Origin of the sequence: Streptomyces gilvosporeus (genome assembly GCF_002082195.1) — a bacterium.
GTDB lineage: Bacteria > Actinomycetota > Actinomycetes > Streptomycetales > Streptomycetaceae > Streptomyces > Streptomyces gilvosporeus.
The window spans coordinates 648,746-670,227 of sequence record NZ_CP020569.1 but is presented as its reverse complement, the minus strand read 5'-3'; the positions used below and the strand labels follow the sequence as shown (position 1 = coordinate 670,227).

The window sequence follows — 21,482 nt, the reverse complement described above, 5'->3', positions numbered from 1 at the left end:
CGGGGCGAGCCACCTACGCGCACAGCACCTGCCGATCCGGCAATGGCTTCCGACCCGGATGCCGGAACCTGCGTTCCCTCCTCGGCAGCAGTCCAGCACCTCCTGGGGCGCCCCCAGGAGGTGCTACCTATGGGCCTTGGCGGCCGACGGACCGTGGGGATCAGGCCACGGCGGGTGGGTACTGGCGCCCGTCACCGCCTTCGGTCGCGCGGCTGGATCTTTGACTTCCCCGCCGCGCACGGGCGTCCGCTCATCTGCGTCGCCACTCCTCAGCCAGCAGCTCGTAGGAACGCACCCGGTCGGCATGGCCGTGCGTGATGGTGGTGATGAGCAGTTCGTCGGCTCCGGTGGCCTCCTGGAGCTGTTCGAGTTGGTCGGCCACGCGGGCAGGGGAGCCGACGAACTGGGTTTCCACGCGGTCGGCGACCAGTGCCCGGTCCCTGTCGGTCCACACATGGGACCGGGCCTGTTCGGGCGTGGGGAATGCGATCGCACCCTCGGCGGTGCGGATGCTGCGGACCCACAGGCCGTAGCCGGTGGCGAGTTCGCGGGCGGTCTCGTCGTCCTCGGCGACGACGACATCGGCCGAGACGCTCACATACGGCTTGTCCAGCACGTCAGAGGGGTGGAACGCGGCCCGGTAGCCTTCCGCTGCCTCCAGCACGGTGGCCGGGCTGACGTGGTAGTTCGCCGCGAACCGCAGGCCGTTTCGGCCGGCGACCTCGGCGCTCTGCCCTCCGCTGCTGCCCAGGATCCACACCTGTACGTCGGCGCCCTCGCCCGGGACGACGTGTGCCTCGAGACCGTCCGCGGACCGGTAGGTGCCGGCCAGCAGCGCGAGAATGTCGTCCACCTGCTCGCCGTAGTCCTGCGACTCGGCGCCCGGCTGCTGGAGCAGTCTGCGCTGAAGGGCGACCCTGGGTGAGCCGAGCAGGTGCGCGAAGGAGAAGCGTTCCGGGATCCGCAGCCCGTTGGGGGCCCGGCCGTCGACGACAGGGGTCGCGGTCGGCGGCGGGGTGGCAGGCGGTCCGGCCGGGCGGCCGCCGGAGCGTCCGAGGCCCAGGTCGAAACGTCCCGGGTGCAGCGCGTCGATCAGGCCGAACTCCTCGACCGTGGACAGTGCGGTGCGATGACCGAGCTGTACGGCGCCGGAGCCGAGCCGGATCGTCGACGTCGCGGAGGCGGTCAACGCGAGGACGACGGCGGGTGAGGTGCCCGCCACACCCGGATTGAGGTGGTGTTCGGCGAACCAGTAGCGGGCGTAGCCGAAGCGCTCGGCCTGCCGGGCCAGGTCGATGGAGTTGCGGAGCGCTTCGGTGGCCGTGGAGCCGGACGAGATCGGGACCAGATCGAGGACGCCGAGAGGGGTGCTCATGAGGACGCCCGCCCGGCCGGCGCCTCGGCGTCGGGGTGGTCCAGGCCGAGGTGGTCGCGCAGGGTGGTGCCCTCGTACTCCGTCCGGAACACTCCGCGCTCCTGGAGCAGCGGAACCACGGTGTCGGCGAAGACGTCGAGGCCGCCGGGGGTGATGTGGGGGACGAGGATGAAGCCGTCGGAGGCGTCCGCCTGGACGAACTCGTTGATGGTCTCGGCGACGGTGGCCGGGGAGCCGATGAACGACTGACGGGTGGTGGTCTCGATGACCAGCTCGCGGATGGAGAGGTTCTTCGCCTCCGCGCGCTCGCGCCACTCCTTGGCGACGGCCAGCGGGTCACGGAACTGCCGCACGCTGGCCCGGCCGAGGGCGATGGTGTTCTCGCCGGGGACCGGGTCGACGTCGGGCAGCGGGCCGTCCGGGTCGTACGCGGACAGGTCCCGGTTCCAGACGTGCTCCAGGTACTTGAGCGCGGTCGCGCCGCTGACCTGCTGGCTCCGTACCTCGTGGGCGAGTTCCCGCGCCTCGGCGTCCGTGTCGCCGAGGACGAACGTCGCGGCGGGCAGGATCAGCAGCTGGTCGTGCCTGCGACCGTAGCGGGCGAGGCGGCCCTTGACGTCCTGGTAGAAGGCCTGTCCCTCCTCGAGCTTGCTGTACCGGCTGAAGATCGCGTCGGCGCTGGAGGCCGCGAACTCGCGCCCCTCGTCGGACGCTCCGGCCTGAAAGATCACCGGGCGCCCCTGGGGGCTGCGCGGGACGTTGAACTGTCCGCTGATGTCGAACTGGTCGCCCTGGTGCACGAAGGCTCCGGCCTTCGCGTCGCGCAGGAAGGCTCCGGTCTCCTGGTCGGCGATGACCTCGTCGCCGCGCCAGGAGTCGAACAGTTCGTGGGCCGTGGCCAGGAACTCCTTGGCCCGGGTGTAGCGCTCCTCCTGTGGCAGGAAGCCACCACGGCGGAAGTTCTGGCCGGTGAAGGCGTCCCAGGAAGTGACCACGTTCCAGGCGGCGCGCCCGCCCGACAGGTGGTCGAGGCTGGCGAACTGGCGGGCGACCTCGTAGGGCTCATTGAAGGTGGAGTTGATGGTGCCGGTCAGGCCGAGATGTTCGGTGACGGCTGCGAGCGCGGTGAGGACGGTGAAGGTGTCGGGCCGTCCCACGACGTCGAGGTCGTAGATCCTTCCGCCCTGCTCGCGCAATCTCAGCCCCTCGGCGAGGAACAGGAAGTCGAACTTGGCGCGTTCGGCGGTCCGCGCGAAGTGCGCGAAGGAGCTGAACTCGATGTGGCTGCCGGCCTCGGGGGCACTCCACACGGTGGTGTTGTTGACGCCCGGGAAGTGCGCGGCCAGATGGATCTGCTTCAGTGGCTTGCTCATGTCGGTGCGGTCCTTCCGGCTCAGGCAGTGGCGGCGTAGCGGTTGGTGGGGCGGGCGAGCCCGAGCAGTCCGCGGAGGGTGTCGGTTTCGTAGGAGTTCCGGAAAGAGCCTCGGCGCTGGAGTTCGGGGACCAGCCCTCGGGTGATCGCGGGAAGGTCGTGCCCGAGGACGGCGGGGCGCAGCCGGAAGCCGGACAGTCCGGCCTCCCTCAACTCCAGCAGCAGATCGGCGAGTTGGGCGGGCGTGCCGGTAAAGATACGGGCGTCGCTGGTGTACGCGTTTCCCGCGAGGGCGTCGAGGCGGTCCCGGCGGCCCTCCGCCGCGGCCGGAGTGTCGTCCAGGAACACCACCAGGTCCCCGAACAGGTGCAGAGGCTCCTCCGCACGCCCTGCCGCGTCCTGCTCGGCCCGCACCGCGGCGACGACGGCGCGCGCCTGCCCGATGTCCTGCGGCGTGACGTACCCGACGTCGGTGGAGCGGGCGACCAGCCGGAACGGGGCGCCGGTCGCCTCCTCGTGTGCGAGCGCGCTCACCAGGGGCTGGCCCTGCGGCGGCCGGGGTGTGATGGAGGGGCCCTTGACGCTGAAGTGCTTGCCCTCGAAGTCGATGTAGTGCAGCTTGTCGCGGTCGATGAAGCGGCCGGTGGCGACATCCCGGATCTCCGCGTCGTCCTCCCAGCTGTCCCACAGCCGGCGCACGACTTCGACGTAGTCGGCTGCCTCGTCGAGGAGGTCGGCCGTCAGTTCCCGTACAGGCGGGCTGTGCAGCTCCCCGAGGTCGAAGCGGGGGAACGTACGGCGTCCGAAGTGCGCGGCCTCGTTCGGGCGCCGGGTCACCTGCACGCGGAGGCCCGCGCGACCGGCGCTGACGTAGTCGAGCGTGGCGATGGCCTTGGAGATGTGGAACGGCTCGGTGTGGGTGGCCACCACGGTCGGCACGAGTCCGATGTTCCTGGTCAGCGGGGCGACGCGGGCGGCGATGAGGACGGCGTCCAGCCGTCCGCGGACCTGGTCGGTGCGCCCGTCCGGCTCCAGGAGGTGCGAGGACTGGAATCCGAGCGAGTCCTCGATCGTCACGAAGTCGAGCAGGCCGCGTTCGGCCTCGGCGACGAGATCGGCCCAGTAGCCGGCCGTGAACAGGTCCCGCGGCCGGGCCACCGCCTCGCGCCATGCGGCAGGGTGCCAGCCCGCGCCGTCGAGCGCGACGGCCAGGTGCAGCGGAGCGGATGAACGGGGCGAAGAGGAACGCGAAGCGAGTGATGAGGACACGATGGGGGCGCCTTCCTGACGGGCCGTAGGTAACGGGAGTGGGCTCATCTCGTCGTGATGCGTCATGAAGCACGACGGATCGGTTGTGGGGGCAGTGGATGGGCCGCGGCGAAGGCCCCGTCGTGATGCACCAGTGCCGTCGCGCCCTGATGCGCCGCACCGGTCTCGACCTCGCCCACGACCAGCAGGTGGTCGCCGATGGGCTGGCGCAACGTCACCCGCGCGGTGAGCCAGGCCGATACGCCGTCGAGTACGGGCAGGCCGTCCTCGTGCTCGGTCCAGGCGACGCCCTGGAACCGGTCGACGCCACTGCGCGCGAACTGCCGTGCCACTTCGGCGTTCTGGGTGCCGAGAATGTGGACGGCGAACCGTTCGGCTTCCCGGACGGCGGGCGCGGTCGATGCGTCGAGGCCCAGGTAGAAGGACACGAGAGCCGGCCGCAGGGATACGGAGGTGAAGGAGGTGGCGGTGAAGCCGGCCGGGCCCGGGACGGTGATCACCGTTACTCCGGCTGCGTGGCGTCGCAGCGTGCGGCGGAGTATGTCGTCGGCGGCAACGGCCGTGGAGGACCGGGCGGGGCGGTTCTTGGAAGCGATCATGTCAGGTCCCTTCGGGGCGGAGCGGGGCGGGCGCGGTCGCGCAGTGCGACTGCCTGATCAAGGCGTCGGATCCGGATGACGACCAGGGGTGCGCACCAGCACGAAGTCCGTACGGCGGCGCAGGGTGAAGCCGATGGACTCGTAGAGGCGGATGGCGTTGGTGTTGCTCGCGAGTGCGTGGAGGAAGGGGATCTCCCCGCGTGCCCTGATCCCGGCCGCCACCGCTCGGACCAGCCGCGTGGCCAGGCCCTGCCCACGGTGTGTCGGGTGGGTGCAGACGGCGCTGATCTCCGTCCAGCCCGGCGGATGCACGCGTTCCCCAGCCATGGCGATGAGCCGTCCGCGGTGCCGGATGCCGAGGTAGACGCCGAGTTCGACGGTGCGGGGCAGGAAGGGGCCCGGTGTGGTCAGGGCGACCAGGTCCAGGATCTCGGGGATGTCGTCGAGCCCGAGCCGCACCGCTTCGGGTGCGGGTTCGGCGCGTAGCCCGGTGTCGACCAGTTGAACGCCCTGCCCTCGCTCCACGATCTCCCATCCGTCGGGGACGGCCCGCACTCCCGTGACGGGGGTGACGGTCTCCGGGCCGACCAGCTCGGCCAGGTCGTCCCAGGCCACCGGGTCGGCCGGGTCGGCGAGGGCGGTGAAGGGGCAGACGTCCAGGGGATAGCGGGCGGCGCGGCCGACGCGCTCGGCGAACCGGGCATGCGGGCCGGTCAGCGCGGCCCAGACGGCGTTGTCCAGGAGGTGCGGTTCGGCCGGGCTCTGCGTGGGAGAAGGAGAAACGCTGGCGGACATGGCGGTGGGAACGCTTCGTGGCATCCGTGGAATTCCTTCGGGCATGACGGGTTGGTGCGCCCGGGACCCCGGCGCGGCGCCGGAGTCCCGGGCGACAGCTGCCCTATGAGCGTTGATCAGGAGTTGTCGAGCGGCAGGCCAGGCGGGTTGATCTTGGAGGTGCTGACGGCCTCGTTGGAGAGGTTCCAGGCCGCCAGCCACTTGGCGTACTGACCGTTCTTGATCAGGTAGTTGATCGCCTCGGAGACCGGCTTCGCCAGCCCGCTGTCCTTCTTCGAGGTCGCGGCGATCAGCCCCTGCAGCTTTGCGCCCGCGCCGGAGAACTTGCCGGCGCTACGGGTCGCGTTGGGGGTATTCGCCGTGTGGGTGGTGTGGTAGGCGATGCTGGGATTGGGGCCGAAGTAGGCGTCGATCTTCCCGCTGTTCAGCGCCAGGTAGACGCTGTTGTTGTCCGGGTAGTACTTGACGGTGAGGTCCTTGCCCTGCTTCTTCAGCTTCGCCTTCCACTCCAGCAGGACCTTTTCCTGGTTGGTGCCCCGTTGCACCGCGACCGTCTTGCCGGCCAGGTTCCGGTAGTCGTCGTCGAAGGTCCAGGTGCTCTTCTTGGGCACTTCGAACCCCAGGTTGTCCTGCCGGTAGGTGGCGAACTCGTACCTCTTCTTGCGCTCCTCGGTGTCGGTGACGTTGGAGAAGGCCGCGTCGATCTTGCCACTGTCGATGCCGACGAACAGGTTCTCCCAGGTGAGGTTCTTCACCTCGGGCTGGAGGCCGAGGACAGCGGCCACCAGTCGGCCGAAGTCGGGCTCGGATCCGGTGAGCGTCTTCTGGTCGTCGCCAATGAAGTTCAGTGGCACGGAACCGGTGGGCAGGGCGCCGACGCCGATGACCAGCTTGCCCTTCTTGGCAATGGCCTTCGGCAGTTCGGCGCTGATGGACTTGACCTCGGACACCTTGAGCGCGGTCTCCTTGGCTGCCCCGTTGGCATGGGCTCCCACGGTGACCGTCCCGGGCGCCTGGCTGGCGGACTTGCCGGCCGCGTCGCTGTTGCCCCCGCAGGCGGCGAGGCCGGCGGCGAGGGTAGCGATGGCGGTGCCCGTGGAGAGGCCGCGGAGGAGGCTGCTGCGGAGGTTGAGGGTGCGCATGGCTGTCCTTGGTTCGGTGAGTGGTGGTGAGGGCGCGTTGCTTGTTCTTCGGCGGTGTGGGGGAGGTGTGCTGCGTTGGTGTGGGGGACGCGAGCCCGGACGGGCCGCGGGCAGTGGGACGGACGGCGAGGTCAGAGCACCTTGCTCAGGAAGCCCCTGGTCCGCTCGTGTTGCGGATGGTCCAACACTTCGGTGGGGGGACCCTGTTCGACGATCCGGCCCTCGTCGATGAAGACGATCCGGTCGGCCACCTCACGGGCGAAGGCGATCTCGTGGGTGACGATGATGAGGGTGGTGCCGCTGGTGGCCAGGTCCTTGATGACGGCCAATACCTCGCCGACCAGTTCGGGATCGAGTGCGGAGGTGGGTTCGTCGAAGAGGATGACCCCCGGCCGCAGGGCGAGGGCGCGGGCGATGGCCACCCGCTGCTGCTGGCCGCCGGACAACTGCCGCGGATAGGCGCCGACCTTGTCGGCCAGGCCCACCCGGCCGAGCAGTTCGTGGGCCAGCTCCTGGGCCTTGGGCTTGGTCAGCTTCCCGGTGGCCAGGGGAGCGGCGGCCACGTTGTCCAGCGCGGTCAGGTGCGGGAAGAGGTTGAAGTTCTGGAAGACGAAGCCGATCCGGCTGCGCTGGCCCAGGATGACCCGTTCACTCAGCTCCTTGAGCCTCTCACCGTGCCGGTGTATGCCGATCGGCTCACCGTTCACGCTGACGTACCCGACCTCCGGCTTCTCCAGGTGGTTGATCACCCGCAGCAGGGTGGACTTGCCGGACCCGGACGGCCCGAGGATCACGGTGACCTCGCCGGGCCGCACGGTCAACTCGACACCGTCCAGTACCCGGTGGGCGCCGTACCACTTGTGCACGCCGTGGACCTGGACCGCGGCCGGTCGTATCTCGTTGCTCAGCGTCTCGGTAATCTCGGTGGTCATATCGCGGCTTCCCTCCGGGCTCGGGCTCGCAGATCACGCAGACCTGCCCGCAACTTCTGCAACGGCGTCGGCGGAAGGGTGCGCGTCGCGCCCCTGGCGACGTACCGCTCGACGTAGAACTGGATGACGGAGACCGCACTCGTGAGGATCAGGTACCAGACGGTGGCGACGAGCAGCAGCGGGACGATGTCACCCGGGTAGGTGCTGCCCATGCTCTGCGCCGAGCCGAACAGATCGAGCAGCGACACATAGAAGACGAGCGAGGTGCTCTTGATCAGGTTGATCAGCAGATTCACGTAGTTCGGGGTGATGGAGCGCAGGGCCTGCGGAAAGACGATCTTCGTGAACTGGTAGCTCTTCGGCAGGCCGAGTGCCGATGCCGCCTCGTGCTGCCCCTGATCGACCGCGAGGATGCCGCTGCGCACCACCTCGGACGCGTACGCCGCCTCGTTCAGGCTGAGTCCGACGACCGCGACGACGATGTCGGTCGCGAGCCGGGACTCGTCGAAGGTGAAGAAGGCGGGCCCGAACGGCACCCCGAGGCTCAGCGTCTTGTACAGCGCGCTGAAGTTGTAGAGGAACAGCAGCACCACGATCAGCGGGACCGAACGGAACAGCCATGTGTAGGTCCAGCTGACCGCTCGCAGCACCGGGCTCCGGGAGAGCCTGCCGAGGGCGATCAGGATGCCGCCGAGCAGACCGAGCACGGCACTGTACGCCGTCACCTGGAGCGTGATGAGCAGGCCATCAAGGATCGTCGGGCGCAGGAACCAGTACTGGAATCGGTCCCACTGATAGAAGGGGTTGGTCACCAGCCCGTGGACGATCTGGGCGACCAGCACCAGCACGATCGCCGTGGCGATCCAGCGGCCGGGTCTGCGCAGCGGCAGCACCCGCTGTGCCGCCAGCGGCCGCGGTGCGGTGTTGTCACCCGGCAGTTCGGCCTCGGCCGGACGTGCGGTACGAGGCTCGGTGGAGGGGACGGCGGTCTCCGCGGCAGGAGGCGCTGAGGCGAGGGATACCGCAGCGCCGGGGGATTCACTCATGGAGGGCTCCAGCGAATTCGGACACCCGGACCGCGGATGCGGCAACGGCACGGTGGAGCCTGGCGACTCTGCGTGACGATGCGCACGGGGATGCGCGGAACGGGGGCTCGGGGAAGGGTGCACACCGCGACAGCGGTGGGCATCAGAAATGCAGAAAACCGTCAGCCGTCAGCCTTGGCGGAAGGCACGGCAGAGGCAGCTCAGCTGCCGGTACACAGTGCGCTGTTGACGCGCAGTAGGTCGACCGACCGGTTCGCGCACAGCAGCAGGCAGCCACGGCGCCGCCATGCGGCCGTCCCGAGAGCTGCATACATTCCGTCACCATCACTCTTCCGGCCCGTGTGGGCCTCGCGCTTACCGAAAGGTCTTCCGGTCCGGTCGTCACCTGGGGCACCCCACCGCGACGCGAGGGTTGCCGGTCAGCAAGCCAGGGCTTGTCGCTGACGCTCATGACCGATCTGAGGCGTAGGTTAGACAGATCCTCGACATGCTTGTCAAAGCGTGCCCGACCTGTGGGACGTCAAAACGAGTTGGGCGGACTTGGCGGCCGACGAGGCCCGCGGCGGAAACCATGATCCGTGCCGGGGTGCTGCCCATCGCTGCACGCGTGCCCCACAGGGGTCTGGAGCCCGAGGCGGCCTTCGCCACTGTGATCCGGACCCCACGGCGGGCGCCCGTAGGGGAAACGGAACGGGTCTCTGACTCGGCGAACGACGGTGCAATAGAGCGCACGCCAAGGACGTATGCGCGTCATCGGGGACCAGTCCTCGGTGCACGGCCGTGCCGGTGCCGAACGACACCAGGGCACGGCGGATGGACGGCCGTCATCCCATGACGGTCACCGTCACCGATCTGGTGGCAGGGGAGAAGCTCCGCCCGCACGACGCACACCAGGGCATGTTGCGAAAGTGGTGCCGCCAGAAAAGCGATTGACGCTCGCCATTGTCCGGCGGTCGGATGGCGTGCCATGAACACAGGGCAGATGCATCCCGGCATGCATCCCATCGACGACGGCCTTGTACGGCGGCTGATCGCCGGGCAGTTCCCGCAGTGGGCGGGGCTGGCGGTCGAGCGGTTTCCGTCCGGTGGGACGGTCAACGCCATGTACCGGCTCGGCGATGACATGGTCGTACGGCTGCCGCTCGTGCAGGGCGGGGCCAACGACGTGTCGGTGGAGCGGGCGTGGCTGCCCCGGCTCGCGCCTCACCTGCCTACGACCCTCCCCGAGGCGCTCGGGGAGGGGGAGCCTGCGGAGGGGTACCCGTGGCCGTGGTCGGTGTACCGGTGGCTGGCGGGGGAGAATCCCGAGGCGGGAGCCCTGAGCGACCCGATGCTGCTGGCCAGGGATCTGGCCGGGTTCGTGGCGGCGATGCGGACCATCACCCTGTCGGGTGCGCCGCAGGCCCACCGCGGCGGGCCGGTCGCCTCGCTCGACGCGGAGACCCGGGCGGCGATCGAGCAGCTGCGCGGGATCCCACAGGAGGGCGTCGACTGCGATGCCGCCACAGCCGTATGGGAGGACGCGCTGCAGGCCCCCGGCTGGGACGGGCCGCCGGTGTGGCTGCACGCCGATCTCATGCCGGGCAATCTGCTGGTGGACGGTGGCAGGCTGACCTCGGTGATCGACTTCGGGTGCCTGGGGGCGGGCGATCCGGCCTGCGATCTGTTCCCCGCGTGGAATCTGCTGCCGGCCGAGGCGAGGGAAGTCTTCCGCGAGGCGCTGAGCGTGGACGACGCGACCTGGATCCGCGGCCGGGGACGGACACTCTCGCAGGCACTGATCGCGCTGCCGTACTACCGCAGGACGAACCCGGCGATGGCGCACAATGCCCGGCACGTGATCCGGACGGTGCTGCAAGAGGGCTGAGGCCAGGCAGATGCCGGATTGCGGGTATAGAGGGCAGCGCCGTTGCCGACGGATTCTGTCCAGCGAACTCCTCCAACTGCCGACGACACCCGGCAAGCTCCCCAGCCCTCATACAGCCAGCGAACTACCGAAACACCCACCGCGACAAGACCAGCTAACAAAGCATCACACTAGCGCTTGGCGCCGATGCCGGTCAGTGCTCGTACCTCCATCTCCGCCTGCTTGTCGGGGTCCGCCGGTTGCTTGCTGAGTACCGTGCCCAGGAACCCGCAGAGGAAGGAGAGCGGAATCGACACGATGCCCGGGTTGGTGAGCGGGAACCAGTGGAAGTCGACGCCCTTGACGATGGATGTGGGCGTGCCTGACATCGCAGGTGAGAAGGCGATCAGCAGCAGTCCGGACACCAGCCCGCCATAGATGCTCCACAGCGTCCCCGTGGTGTTGAACCGCTTCCAGTAAAGGGAGTAGAGCATGGTGGACAGGTTCGCGGACGCGGCGAGCGCCAGGGCCAGCGATACCAGGAAGGCGACGTTCTGCCCGTTGGCCACGATGCCGCCGATGATGGCCAGGAAACCGATCACTATCGCCGTCAGGCGGGCGACCCGTACTTCGGACCGCGGGTCTGCCTTGCCGTGCCTGAGTACGTTGGCGTAGACGTCGTGCGCGAACGATGCGGAAGCGGCGAGCGTCAGACCGGCGACCACCGCCAGGATGGTGGCGAAGGCCACCGCGGAAACCACGCCGAGCAGCACCGCGCCGCCGATCCGGAAGGCGAGCAGCGGTGCCGCGGAGTTCTCCCCGCCCGGGGCGGCCAAGATCTTGTCCGAGCCCACCAGTGCGGTGGCGGCGTATCCGACGATGAGGATCCCCAGGTAGAACGTGAACATCGACCAGGAGCACCACACCACCGACCTGCGTGCCTCCTTGGCGTCCGGCACGGTGTAGAAGCGCATCAGCACATGCGGAAGGCTGGAGATGCCGAGGACCAGCGACAGGGCCAGCGAGACGAAGTCGAGCTTGCCCATCGCGTTCTGGCCGTACCAGCCGCCTGGTTCCAGCAGGCGCTCGCCCAAGGGGCTGTTCTGCGCCGCATGCTCCAGCAGTCCGGACAAGCTGAAGCCGAACTTGCCGAGGATGAAGACGCTGATGAAGGCCACGCAGAGCAGCAGCAGGGTGGCCTTGATGATCTGCACCCAGGTCGTGCCCTTCATGCCGCCGACCAGGACGTAGAAGACCATGACGAGGCCGACGGCCGTGATGACCAGGGCCTGCCCGCCCTTGCTGTGCACATTGAGCAGCAGGGCGATCAGACCGCCCGCGCCGGCCATCTGGGCCAGCATGTAGAAGAACGTGATGACCAGGGTGGCGTTGGCCGCCGCCGCCCGTACCGGGCGCTGTTTCATGCGGAAGGCCATCACATCGCCCACGGTGAACCGGCCGGTATTACGCAGCCGTTCGCCGATGAGCAGCAGAGCAACCAGCCAGGCGACCAACCAACCGACGGAGTAGAGGAACCCGTCGTAGCCGTGCACGGCGATTGCTCCCGAAATTCCGAGAAAGGAGGCCGCGGAGAGGAAGTCGCCGGACAGCGCGATGCCGTTCTGCATCCCGCTGAAACCGCTGCCTGCCGCGTAGTAGTCGGAGGCGGTGGGGCTGCTGCCGCTGGCCCGGTAGACCACGTACAAGGTGATGCAGACGAAGGCGACAAATACGGTCACGTTGAGCGTCGGACTGCCGGTCGTGCCGGCCGCGATCGACACCATCACTTTCTGCCACCCTCCGCGTCGGCCCGCACCTGCTCGCGTATCCGGTCGACCTGGGGGTCGAGCCGCTTCTTGGCGAAGCGCGCATAGGTCACGACGATCATGATCGTGGACAGGAATTGCAGCAGGCCGAAGAGGGTCCCCACATTGATCTCGCCGACCGCTTTGCGCCCCATGAATTCATGACCGTAGGCGGACAACAGGGCGAAGGTGAGATACCAGCAAAAGAAAAGCGCGCTCATCGGAAAGACGAACAGCCGCAGCCGTCGGCGAAGCCGGGTGAACTCCGGGCTGGCCTGGATCGCCGCAAAGTCGGGCTCGCCTGCCGGGTCGCACAAGGGCTGGCCGCCGGCTTTAGCGAAAGGGGCCGATAAACCGTGGCCGGTGGTCGGCGCCGATGGGGGTGGAGGGGGAGGCCGCATGTCTCTCGTCATGATTCTCTCCAGGTTTCGGCACGTTGACCGGTCCGCCTGCCGCCGTTGAGGCAGGGAGTGTAGTGGTCCACTCTGTGCAGTCAAAGGCGTTGGACCGGCGACGAGTTGGCCCACTACCGGACAGTAGCAGCCGTTCCGGTTGTGGCCCAACAGGGGGAGGCGACCTCTCTCCGGGGCCCGGGGCCGTTCGACCCGTTTACTCATTGCCTGGGCGAATCACGCTGCTTTCTGACGAACCATCGTCAGCGGTTGTCCGGCCATTGTTGCCGGTGGTCCGACATCGCCCGAACGTGTCGCTCTGCGCGCGGAGCGTTCCCCTCCGGCAAACGTCGCCACACTCGGCAGCAGACAGGTCACACCATTGGCAGGGGCGATCAGTTGCCCTACACTCGCCACCGCTTGACCACTGACATGCATCCAGGCAATTCGCCTTTCAATTACTTCTGCCCGGGCCCGGGAGGTAGACCGTCGGTGCGACTCCTTGAACATTCCCGCATCATCGCGCGACCAGGATGGAGCCGTTGGCTGGTGCCCCCGGCTGCGCTGGCGATCCACCTGTCGATAGGTCAGGTGTATGCCTGGAGCGTTTTCAAATTACCTCTGGAGAGCGCGCTGCATATCTCGGGGGCAGCCAGCGCACTACCGTTCCAGGTCGGCATTCTCGTACTGGGGCTCTCCGCGGCCTTCGGCGGCACCCTCGTCGAGAGCAGGGGTCCGCGATGGGCCATGCTCGTCTCGTTGGTGGCCTTCTCCACCGGGTTCCTGATCGCCGCACTCGGCGTCGCCACCCGCTCCTACTGGCTGGTGGTCTTCGGCTATGGCTTCGTCGGCGGGATAGGTCTGGGCATCGGTTACATCTCGCCGGTGTCCACCCTGATGAAGTGGTTCCCCGACCGGCCGGGCATGGCCACCGGCACCGCGATCATGGGCTTCGGCGGTGGCGCACTGATCGCCTCTCCCTGGTCGACGCAGATGCTCTCCGCCTTTGGCAGCGACACGGCTGGGATCGCGAAGACCTTCGTTGTGCACGGCGTGAGCTACGCCGCCCTCATGACGCTTGGCGTGCTGCTCGTGCGCGTGCCGCCCTCGGGTTGGCGGCCGGCCGGCTGGCAGCCCGTCGAGGACACCGGGAAGCGGCTCGTGACGACCGCGAACGTATCCGCGAGGAATGCGGTGCGCACGCCGCAGTTCTGGTTGCTGTGGGTCGTGCTGTGCATGAACGTTACGGCCGGGATCGGAATCCTTCAGAAGGCCGCGCCGATGATCCAGGACTTCTTCCGGGACACGCCAAGCCCGGTCAGCGCGACAGCCGCCGCAGGCTTCGTCGCGCTGTTGTCCCTGGCCAACATGACCGGCCGGATCCTGTGGTCGTCGGTCTCCGACGTGATCGGCCGCAAGAACGTCTATCGGCTGTACCTGGGCATCGGCGCTCTGCTGTACCTGACGCTGCTGCTCGGCAAGAACAGCAGCGTGGCGCTGTTCATCGGCGCCGCGATGGTGATCCTGTCCTTCTACGGCGGTGGATTCGCCACCGTCCCCGCCTACTTGAAGGACCTGTTCGGCGCCTACCAGGTCGGCGCGATCCACGGCCGGCTGCTGACCGCCTGGTCCGTCGCCGGAGTCGCGGGGCCGGCCATCGTGGACGCCATCGCAGACATGAGACAGCAGGCCGGGCATACCGGGCCGAGCATGTACACCTTCTCGTTCTCCATCATGATCGCGCTGCTCGCCGTCGGATTCGTGGCCAACGAGCTGGTGCGCGCGGTGAATCCGAAGTTCCACGAACCCGAGACGGCGGCCCGCAGTGAATCCGACCCCGTCCCGGCCGAGAACGCATAGGGACGCGGTGAAGGTGATGACTGAACCAGGATCGAACGAAGGCGCGTAGCGGCGGTACAGGTACGGATCGGCCCTGATGGAACGTCAGTTGTTCGTGAACTGAAGTGGGGATGCAAAAAAGTGCGTGGTGGGCTCGGTCCTGCGGACCTCGTCGAGACGATGGGAAGGGACGAAGCTTCCCCTCCAGGACACGTCCGCATCCTGCAACTATCTCGTGAACGGTCGGGGCGGGGCCACCAGTTCAGGGGCGGGGGACGCCTCTCGTGACCCCGGCCAGGCATGCGTATCCGCGGGGACGCCGGGTGCCGAGGTGGTCCGCTGTCGTGCAGTGGCGGAACTGGCGGCTGCCCGTCAAGCTGGCCGCCGTCCTGACGGTGCCGGCGCTGCTCGGCGTCGCCTCGTCAGTGGTGCAGATCCGGCACGAGGTCGCCAGCGCGGAGGAATACGCGGACATTCAGCAGCTGGTCGAACTGCGAGGTGATCTGACGACGTTGATCGGAGGGCTGCGGCAGGAGCGGACCCTGTCCGCCGAGAAGCTGGGCGACCGCACGCCCGTCGACCGGGCCGCGCTCCGGCGGCAGGCCCTGGACGTCGATCACGCCGGAGCGACCGTCAGGCGCACGGCCAGCAAGTACTGCCACCTCGACCAGGTCTCCAAGACCCGGTACGACGAGGCGGGCACGTTCCTGCGACGATTGCCTGCGCTGCGCGGCCAGGTGAACTCGGGAAGGATCGCGGCCTGGAGCGCCACGCAGCAGTACAGCGCGGTCATCAAGAGTGCACTGGATCTGGACCAGGCCCTGGTCAACCAGTTCGGCGACCCCCAGCTCTCCCGGCCGGCCACCGCGTCGTACGACCTGGAGGTGGCCCAGGAGCAGATCAGCCTCCAGCACGTCCTCCTCCTGGAGGCGGCCAGGCGCGGCAGCATGGAGGACCGGGAGCTCAGCCGGGCACTACAGGACTCCGACACCAGGATGCGGGACAAGCTCGCCGACTTCCGGGCCTTGGCCACCCCCGCGCAGGAGCAGTCCTACGAGGAAACCGTGACCGGTGCGGACGTCAAACGGCGCGCCCAACTGGTGAAAGCCGCGCTGTCCGAGCCGGAGGCGTCCGAGGGCCCGGGGCGGGGTTCTTCGTGGCAGATCCCGGTCAAGGACTGGAAGGTCAGCTCCGAGCGAACCGGCGAGCTGATGAACAAGGCGCAGCTCCGGCTCGCCCACGACCTGCGTACGGTCTCCGCCAGGTTGCAGGACCAAACCAGCGACCGGGCGGGGGCGGCGTCCGTGATCCTGCTGGCGGTGCTGCTGCTCGCGGTGGGTATCGGTGTGCTGATCGGCCGCTATCTGCTGCGGTCGCTGGTCGTACTCCGCTCGACCGCCCTGGAGGTGGCCGAGCACCGGCTGCCGGCCGCGGTCGTGAACATCCGCGAGGGCCGTACAGCGGACGCGGTGGTCGAGTCGGTGCCGGTGCACACCACCGAGGAGTTCGGGGAGCTCGCGCGGGCCTTCGAGGCAGTACACGGCCAGGCCGTGCGGCTGGCGGTGGAGCAGGCCACGCTGCGCAGCGATCTCCGGAACACCCTGGTCAACCTGTCCCGGCGCAGCCAGAGCCTGGTGGAGCGTCAGTTGCGGCTGATGGAGCAGCTGGAACGGCATGAGGAGGACCCCGATCAGCTGGCCAACCTGTTCAAGCTCGACCATCTCGCGACCCGGATGCGCCGCAACAACGAGAACCTGATGGTGCTCTCCGGCAGCGAGCTGGCCCGCCGCTTCGATCCGCTCGTGCCGCTGGGCAACGTGCTGCGGGCCGCGGTTTCCGAGATCGAGCACTATCAGCGCGTCGTGGTGCAACTACCGGCGCCCCTGGAGGTGATCGGGTACGCGGCCGGTGACCTGGCGCGGCTGGTCGCCGAGCTGATGGACAACGCCACCAGCTTCTCCCCGCCGGACACCCAGGTGGTCATCGGCAGCAGCCGGCGGCGCGACGGTTCGGCGCTGATCGACATCCTGGACCAGGGCATCGGGATGAACGACGCCGAACTGGCCGAGGCCAACCGGCGGGTGGCAGTGGGCTCTTCTGCGGACGTGCCCACCTCGCGGCAGATGGGCCTGTTCGTGGTCGGTCGGCTGGCGACTCGGCACGGCATCGGCGTGAAGCTGACAATGGATCAGAAGGGCAGCGGTCTACGGGCCTTGGTGCTCGTACCGGCCGGACTGGTGAAGGAGGAAGCCTCAAGCACCGTGGGCCGAGCGGGAACCCCGCTGAGCACGCCGGACACCAAGCCCGCCTCGCAGGTGGCGGCACTCCGGACGACCGATACGGTCACCGCACCCCCGTTGCCGCGCCGGGGCGATGACCGGGTGACCGCCACAGCCCGTGTCGACGACTCCGCCACGACCTCCGGGTCCCCTCCCGACGCCGCCGAGCCGGACCGCCTGGCCGACACCGGTTCGTTCGCGACCGAGTCCGCGCCATGCCCGCCCACACCACCCGTCACCGAGGACGCGCCGGACGTCACCCAGGACGCGCCCGCCGTCACCGACAGCGGCCCCGCGAACGGGACACCGGTGAACGGCCACACCCTCCAGGACGTCATGCACCGGCCGGTGCCTCCGACGCCGTCCGGAACCGCAGACCCACGCGACGCCGCCACCTCCTGGTTCCGGCCGGCCACGCCGGAGCGGCCCGGGGCCGGCCCTCAGGACATCGCACGCGCACCCGCACAGCCCGCCGCGAACGCGGGCGACCCGGCAGCATCACAAGACACCGACGGATTCTCCTGGTTCGCGGCCGGGTCGGCCCGCCCGCCAGCGGCACGGCCCCTGGACCCCCCGCAACCACAACCCACCGCAGGCCCCCCAAAACCCGCCGCGCCGCGCCGACCGCCCGCGGCCGCGCCGACGGGAGCCGCGGAGGCAGCCGACCACACGCGGGTCGGACTGCCCAAGCGGGTGCCGCGCGCGAACCTGGCACCGGGACTGGCCGCACCGCGCGCCGGTGGCGTCGGTGACGTACCTGTGAGCGATGACGTGCGCGTAAGTCAGGACGCCCGCCGGACCCGCGGATTCCTCAACAGCTACCAGGCAGGAATCCGTCAGGCGCGCCCCGATGAGACGTGACACAGCACCCCGACGAGTCCGGCAGGAGAACGATCCCATGACCGCACCCCAGCTCCGGCAGGTGAGCCAGTTCGGATGGCTGGTCACCAACTTCACCGAGCGCGTGCCCAATGTGGCACACGCCGTGGTGGTCTCGGTCGACGGGTTGATGCTGACCGCGTCGAACCGGATGCCGGACGCCCATGCCCAGCAGCTCGCCGCCATCGCCGCAGGCGCCGTCAGCCTGATCCAGGGCGCCGCCAGCTGTTTCGAGACCGGTGACGTACGTCGGACCGTCGTCCAGATGGAAAACGGGATCATGCTCCTCATGTTGATCAAGGACGGCTCGTGCCTCGCGGTACTGGCGGCGCCGGACTGCGAGATCGGCCAGATTGCCTACGAGATGACCCTACTCGTCGACCAGGTGGGCGAGATCCTGACCCCGGAACTACGCGCCGAGTTGTACGAACTGAACCAGGCCGCCGCTCAGCAGCCCGGATAGGGAGACCATGAGCACTGGTGGGGGACCCTTCGGAACCCCTGGGGAGGATCAGGGGCCGGAGGACGACCAGACGTTCGCCGACGTGCTCAACGCGTTCAGCTGGGACAACGCACGACGCAGGCGGAAACGCTCCGAGCCCGGCGACCGACCCGAGGCCGCACCTCCCCAGGAGACGGACCGCCTGCCGACGCATCCGGCGCCGGGCTCCCCGGAGGCCGCCCCGCCCGCCGACCCGCTCAGCGCCTGGACGCCCGAATACCAGCACCAGGACACCGACCAGTACGCGGCCTCGATCGTCCGCGCCTACACCTGGACGGGCGGCCGGACCAGGTCGAACCACCACTTCGAGATCGAGACCCTGGTGACGGCCACCGAGCTGGGTTACCGCTCCACCGCCATCGCGCAGACCGAGTACCGCGCGGTGATCGGGCTGTGCCGACAGCCGGTGTCGGTGGCCGAGGTGGCCGCGCTGCTCACGATCCCCCTCGGGGTGGCCAAAGTACTGCTCGGTGACATGGCGGAGTGCGGACTGATCACCGTGCACCAGACCGCCACCGCCAACGGCGACCCCACCCAGGATTGCGCGCTGATGGAGCGGGTGCTCAGCGGACTGCGTCGGCTCTAGGTGTGCTGATGAGGTGACGGTTGGGCGGGTTGAGTCGTGGTCGGAGGGGATGGCCGGGCTGCTGGCATTCGGGGCACCCGTCCCGGCCGCTCAGTATTCGATCTCGAACATGCAGCGGCGCTGGGCCATGTCGTGCCCTCGAACGGACTCGTAGTGCCTGACGAGCCGCTGGAGAACGGCGTGCACCGCCAGCGGAGCAAACTCACCCCTCAGTTCCTCAGGAATCCCGGGCCCGCTCCTTTTTCCGGGGGCGGCCACAGGCGGACCGGGGAGGTGAGGAGGGTGCGGAGGTCGATGACGCGGTAACCATGGGCGGTGATGGCATCGAGGATCTGTGGCAGGGCCTGGGCGTCGATCACCTCGGTGCCCCCCTCGCGCGCCCCGACGTGCATCTGCAGGATCGCCCCTGGGCGCAGGGCGTCCAGCGCCCTGGCCGCTGCGTGCTCCACGGTCATGCCGCCCTTTGTGCCCATCCACCCGTTGGTGTCGGTGGTGAATTCCACGTCCGCGAATCCCAGTCCGTTGACCTCCCTGATCTGGGCCGGGCTGGTCTCGCTGTAGGGAAACCGGAAGAACGGGGTCAGGGCCCGTTCTGCCCCGGCCGCCCGCAGGGACCGATCCGCTGTCCGGACCTCGCGACGTCTTCCGGCCGCGGTCAAGTCCTTGAAGTGGGGGTGGCTGTGGGAATGGTTGCCCAGCCCGTGTCCCGCAGCCGCGATCCTCTTCACCACCTGGGGGTATCGGTGGGCGAAGTCGCCCGTCAGGAAGAACGTGGCAGGCGCGTGTCGGCGGGCGAGTTCGCCGAGGACGCGTTCCAGACCGGCGTCGTTCCACGCCGCATTGAACGTCACTGCGACCACCCGCTCGCGGGTACGGATCACGCGGTTCTCCGATCCGAACAGTGCCCGAAGGCCTTCCTCGTCCACAGTCGCCGCCAGGCACCGCGAACAAGCCTTGGCTGTCGCGGCCGGAGGCCCGGGAACCACCACCCCAAGGGCAGCAATCAGCCCGATGGCCATGTGGAGCAGGCGGCGGGACACAAGGCGGCGTGCAGTGGCGGAAGGACGCGTCTTCATGCCCCCGCCATCGGTCGACTGGCGCTTGCCCTTGACCCCTGCCGCAGTGACGGCGACGGGCCGAGCTGTTCGCGCACGTCCCGCAGCACATGCCCGTTGAGCGTGGTTGTCACTGATTCGCTGCTGGGGTCGAGGAGATGGGACCACGACATCCACCAGAAGGGGAGCGGGGCAAGGTCAGGTAGGGCGGCTGCCGTGGCCGCCGCGAAGGCGGTTTCCTTCAGGCGCCGGTGCTCCGGCAGCAGGCCGCGTTCGATGGCCCAGACGGTGGCCAGCCTCTCGATGCCCCCGCCGAACTGACCAGAGGGAACCGGCGTCCTGTTCGCGTTCCTCGCCGCGGCGGCGCCTGTGGCCCGGGGGCCTGGCCAGGGGCGCGGCAACGGACGGGAACGGGGTCTGGCAGATCGTGCACCGGTCGACCCCATGAGGACAACGGCGGGATGTGGACGGCATCCCGTAACGCGGGATGAGTCAAGGTCGCACGGTTTGCGTATTACCTCAGAACGAAGCAGCGAAGCCGGCCCGTGGACGTTCAGGCGAGCCGTCGCTGTCCACGGACGTTGTTTTGAGGAGGACTGCCGGTGGGATTCAACGACACCGAACCTCAGCGAGCTCACGGTTCAGTTCCTGATGCCGCGCAAGACATCCGGGACTCCTTCCAAGCCGTGCTGGACTCCCTGGACGCCGCACGCGCCGACCTCCATGCGTTCGACGAGCGGCAGGGCTGGGCCGAAAGCCCGCCGCCGACCTGGCGCGAACGCAGCGAATCGGCCAGGGACGTCGGCTTGGCGGAGCCGATCCCAACCCGGTTCTCGGCGCTGGCTCCGCCCCCGCCCCGGCCGACACAGGCGCCGGGGGACAGGCCGGAGGGCCGGGATCCGGGGCGTCCGCAGGCCGTCGCGCCGTCTACCGTGGAGTCGAAGTGGACCGGTGACATAGACCAGGTCGATGCTCCGCAGGACATCGTGGTGGAGCCGCTGTGGTTCCGCAACAGGCAACTGGAGGCTGATCCGCCCCCACTGACGGGAGAGCAGCCGACGGCCAGTGGCCCGCGCTCGGACACCACCGGGTCCGCCATTCCCCAACGACCGCCCGCGCCCTCGGAGGAACTCGTCGCCCCGTCCCTGGAGGTATCACCGCCACGAGTCCGTGCGCACGCGAAGAACAAGCGCCGAGGATGGCGGCGATTCACTGGCCGACAGGAGACTCGTGTCGCCGGAGCCTTCGGTTTGGGCGCCGTGAGCGGACTGATCGTCGCCTCTTCGCTGCTGGGCAGCGACAACCCGACCCCGGCCGTCCCGCCCACGTCCTCCGGGCAACTGGCCCCTCCGCTGCCGGACGACCCGGCCCCGCCCTCGGGGCAACGGGGCGGGAACCCGGCTGCCGCCCTCCGCGAGATCCCAGGCACGGGCGTGCTGCGCCAGGGCGACAGCGGCCATGGCGTATCCGAGTTGCAGGTACGTCTGCTCCAGATCCCGAACGTCTACGAGGGGGGCGCGATCGACGGCCGTTACGACGCAGACGTCCGCGCGGCCGTGGCCCGATTCCAGAAGTGGTATGGCGTCCGCGGCGACGAGACGGGCGTCTACGGTGACCAGAGCCGACGTGCCCTGATGTTGCGGACCAAGTAGTGGCCGTCAGGTCTGTTTGCGGTTCCTCCTGACGGATCGTCCGGTCAGCAGAGACACGAGGCGCTCCATGTCCGACAGGGCACGTTGCGTATGGCGTGGAACGATGCTGACAGTTTG

General features: G+C 68.8%; 17 protein-coding genes and 1 riboswitch. Of the genes, 6 read left to right on the top strand and 11 right to left on the bottom strand.

Translation table 11 applies throughout. From position 1 onward, the window contains the following. Positions 1-250: 250 nt before the first annotated feature. The 8 genes from B1H19_RS03220 to B1H19_RS03185 all read right to left on the bottom strand — a co-directional run bounded on the left by B1H19_RS03220 (position 251) and on the right by B1H19_RS03185 (position 8,530). Positions 251-1,375, bottom strand: a complete 1,125-nt coding sequence (locus tag B1H19_RS03220; protein WP_083102735.1) for an MsnO8 family LLM class oxidoreductase — start codon at positions 1,373-1,375, stop codon at positions 251-253. Next, positions 1,372-2,748, bottom strand: coding sequence for an NtaA/DmoA family FMN-dependent monooxygenase (locus tag B1H19_RS03215; protein ID WP_083102734.1), 1,377 nt, complete (start codon positions 2,746-2,748; stop codon positions 1,372-1,374). Before B1H19_RS03215 ends, B1H19_RS03220 begins: the two co-directional genes overlap by 4 nt. A gap of 20 nt (positions 2,749-2,768) precedes the next feature. Continuing rightward, a complete protein-coding gene (locus B1H19_RS03210; protein ID WP_083102733.1) occupies positions 2,769-4,016 on the bottom strand; it encodes an LLM class flavin-dependent oxidoreductase in 1,248 nt (415 codons plus the stop codon). Positions 4,017-4,078: 62 nt separating this feature from the next. Beyond that, positions 4,079-4,615, bottom strand: a complete 537-nt coding sequence (locus B1H19_RS03205; RefSeq protein ID WP_083102732.1) for a flavin reductase family protein — start codon at positions 4,613-4,615, stop codon at positions 4,079-4,081. A 57-nt stretch (positions 4,616-4,672) separates the two neighbouring features. Beyond that, the gene (locus B1H19_RS03200) at positions 4,673-5,410 is read right to left on the bottom strand and encodes a GNAT family N-acetyltransferase (RefSeq protein ID WP_083102731.1); all 738 of its coding nucleotides are present in this window, start codon (positions 5,408-5,410) and stop codon (positions 4,673-4,675) included. A gap of 116 nt (positions 5,411-5,526) precedes the next feature. Further along, positions 5,527-6,552 carry an ABC transporter substrate-binding protein gene (locus B1H19_RS03195; RefSeq protein ID WP_083102730.1) on the bottom strand — a complete coding sequence of 342 codons (1,026 nt, stop codon included), beginning with the start codon at positions 6,550-6,552 and terminating at the stop codon, positions 5,527-5,529. A 131-nt stretch (positions 6,553-6,683) separates the two neighbouring features. Continuing rightward, positions 6,684-7,484 (bottom strand): amino acid ABC transporter ATP-binding protein, encoded by an 801-nt coding sequence (locus B1H19_RS03190; RefSeq protein WP_083102729.1) that lies wholly within the window; start codon positions 7,482-7,484, stop codon positions 6,684-6,686. Continuing rightward, on the bottom strand, positions 7,481-8,530 hold the full coding sequence (locus tag B1H19_RS03185; protein ID WP_083102728.1) for an amino acid ABC transporter permease: 1,050 nt from the start codon (positions 8,528-8,530) through the stop codon (positions 7,481-7,483). The genes B1H19_RS03190 and B1H19_RS03185 overlap by 4 nt, the downstream gene beginning before the upstream one ends. Positions 8,531-8,875: 345 nt before the next feature. Next, positions 8,876-8,985, bottom strand: a riboswitch (SAM riboswitch). A 512-nt stretch (positions 8,986-9,497) separates the two neighbouring features. Between B1H19_RS03185 and B1H19_RS03180 the strand changes: the two genes are divergently transcribed. Then, complete coding sequence (locus B1H19_RS03180; protein ID WP_107425861.1) at positions 9,498-10,397, top strand: aminoglycoside phosphotransferase family protein; 900 nt, start codon at positions 9,498-9,500, stop codon at positions 10,395-10,397. Between the two features lie 170 nt (positions 10,398-10,567). Here the strand turns inward: B1H19_RS03180 and B1H19_RS03175 are convergent, their stop codons facing one another. Further along, on the bottom strand, positions 10,568-12,160 hold the full coding sequence (locus tag B1H19_RS03175) for a solute symporter family protein (protein ID WP_083102726.1): 1,593 nt from the start codon (positions 12,158-12,160) through the stop codon (positions 10,568-10,570). Continuing rightward, positions 12,160-12,594 (bottom strand): DUF485 domain-containing protein, encoded by a 435-nt coding sequence (locus B1H19_RS03170; RefSeq protein ID WP_083102725.1) that lies wholly within the window; start codon positions 12,592-12,594, stop codon positions 12,160-12,162. Before B1H19_RS03170 ends, B1H19_RS03175 begins: the two co-directional genes overlap by 1 nt. 411 nt (positions 12,595-13,005) lie before the next feature. Between B1H19_RS03170 and B1H19_RS03165 the strand changes: the two genes are divergently transcribed. The 4 genes from B1H19_RS03165 to B1H19_RS03150 all read left to right on the top strand — a co-directional run bounded on the left by B1H19_RS03165 (position 13,006) and on the right by B1H19_RS03150 (position 18,658). After that, complete coding sequence (locus tag B1H19_RS03165) at positions 13,006-14,433, top strand: L-lactate MFS transporter (protein ID WP_083102724.1); 1,428 nt, start codon at positions 13,006-13,008, stop codon at positions 14,431-14,433. A gap of 323 nt (positions 14,434-14,756) precedes the next feature. Next, on the top strand, positions 14,757-17,552 hold the full coding sequence (locus tag B1H19_RS03160; RefSeq protein WP_159027970.1) for a nitrate- and nitrite sensing domain-containing protein: 2,796 nt from the start codon (positions 14,757-14,759) through the stop codon (positions 17,550-17,552). Positions 17,553-17,589: 37 nt separating this feature from the next. Next, positions 17,590-18,033: a roadblock/LC7 domain-containing protein gene (locus B1H19_RS03155; RefSeq protein ID WP_083102722.1), complete on the top strand. Its 444-nt coding sequence runs from the start codon at positions 17,590-17,592 to the stop codon at positions 18,031-18,033. A 7-nt stretch (positions 18,034-18,040) separates the two neighbouring features. Continuing rightward, positions 18,041-18,658, top strand: a complete 618-nt coding sequence (locus tag B1H19_RS03150; protein ID WP_203237079.1) for a DUF742 domain-containing protein — start codon at positions 18,041-18,043, stop codon at positions 18,656-18,658. 209 nt (positions 18,659-18,867) lie between these two features. Here the strand turns inward: B1H19_RS03150 and B1H19_RS03145 are convergent, their stop codons facing one another. Further along, positions 18,868-19,539 (bottom strand): polysaccharide deacetylase family protein, encoded by a 672-nt coding sequence (locus tag B1H19_RS03145; protein ID WP_159027969.1) that lies wholly within the window; start codon positions 19,537-19,539, stop codon positions 18,868-18,870. Between the two features lie 860 nt (positions 19,540-20,399). Between B1H19_RS03145 and B1H19_RS03140 the strand changes: the two genes are divergently transcribed. Further along, the gene (locus B1H19_RS03140) at positions 20,400-21,365 is read left to right on the top strand and encodes a peptidoglycan-binding domain-containing protein (protein ID WP_237289093.1); all 966 of its coding nucleotides are present in this window, start codon (positions 20,400-20,402) and stop codon (positions 21,363-21,365) included. Positions 21,366-21,482 lie beyond the last annotated feature (117 nt).

Excerpts from the sequence above, each read along its gene's own strand:
- B1H19_RS03220 (WP_083102735.1), bottom strand. The coding sequence starts at position 1,375 with ATGAGCACCCCTCTCGGCGTCCTCGATCTGGTCCCGATCTCGTCCGGC.
- B1H19_RS03215 (WP_083102734.1), bottom strand. The coding sequence starts at position 2,748 with ATGAGCAAGCCACTGAAGCAGATCCATCTGGCCGCGCACTTCCCGGGC.
- B1H19_RS03205 (WP_083102732.1), bottom strand. The coding sequence starts at position 4,615 with ATGATCGCTTCCAAGAACCGCCCCGCCCGGTCCTCCACGGCCGTTGCC.
- B1H19_RS03200 (WP_083102731.1), bottom strand. The coding sequence starts at position 5,410 with ATGTCCGCCAGCGTTTCTCCTTCTCCCACGCAGAGCCCGGCCGAACCG.
- B1H19_RS03195 (WP_083102730.1), bottom strand. The coding sequence starts at position 6,552 with ATGCGCACCCTCAACCTCCGCAGCAGCCTCCTCCGCGGCCTCTCCACG.
- B1H19_RS03190 (WP_083102729.1), bottom strand. The coding sequence starts at position 7,484 with ATGACCACCGAGATTACCGAGACGCTGAGCAACGAGATACGACCGGCC.
- B1H19_RS03185 (WP_083102728.1), bottom strand. The coding sequence starts at position 8,530 with ATGAGTGAATCCCCCGGCGCTGCGGTATCCCTCGCCTCAGCGCCTCCT.
- B1H19_RS03180 (WP_107425861.1), top strand. The coding sequence starts at position 9,498 with ATGAACACAGGGCAGATGCATCCCGGCATGCATCCCATCGACGACGGC.
- B1H19_RS03175 (WP_083102726.1), bottom strand. The coding sequence starts at position 12,160 with ATGGTGTCGATCGCGGCCGGCACGACCGGCAGTCCGACGCTCAACGTG.
- B1H19_RS03170 (WP_083102725.1), bottom strand. The coding sequence starts at position 12,594 with ATGACGAGAGACATGCGGCCTCCCCCTCCACCCCCATCGGCGCCGACC.
- B1H19_RS03165 (WP_083102724.1), top strand. The coding sequence starts at position 13,006 with ATGCATCCAGGCAATTCGCCTTTCAATTACTTCTGCCCGGGCCCGGGA.
- B1H19_RS03155 (WP_083102722.1), top strand. The coding sequence starts at position 17,590 with ATGACCGCACCCCAGCTCCGGCAGGTGAGCCAGTTCGGATGGCTGGTC.
- B1H19_RS03150 (WP_203237079.1), top strand. The coding sequence starts at position 18,041 with ATGAGCACTGGTGGGGGACCCTTCGGAACCCCTGGGGAGGATCAGGGG.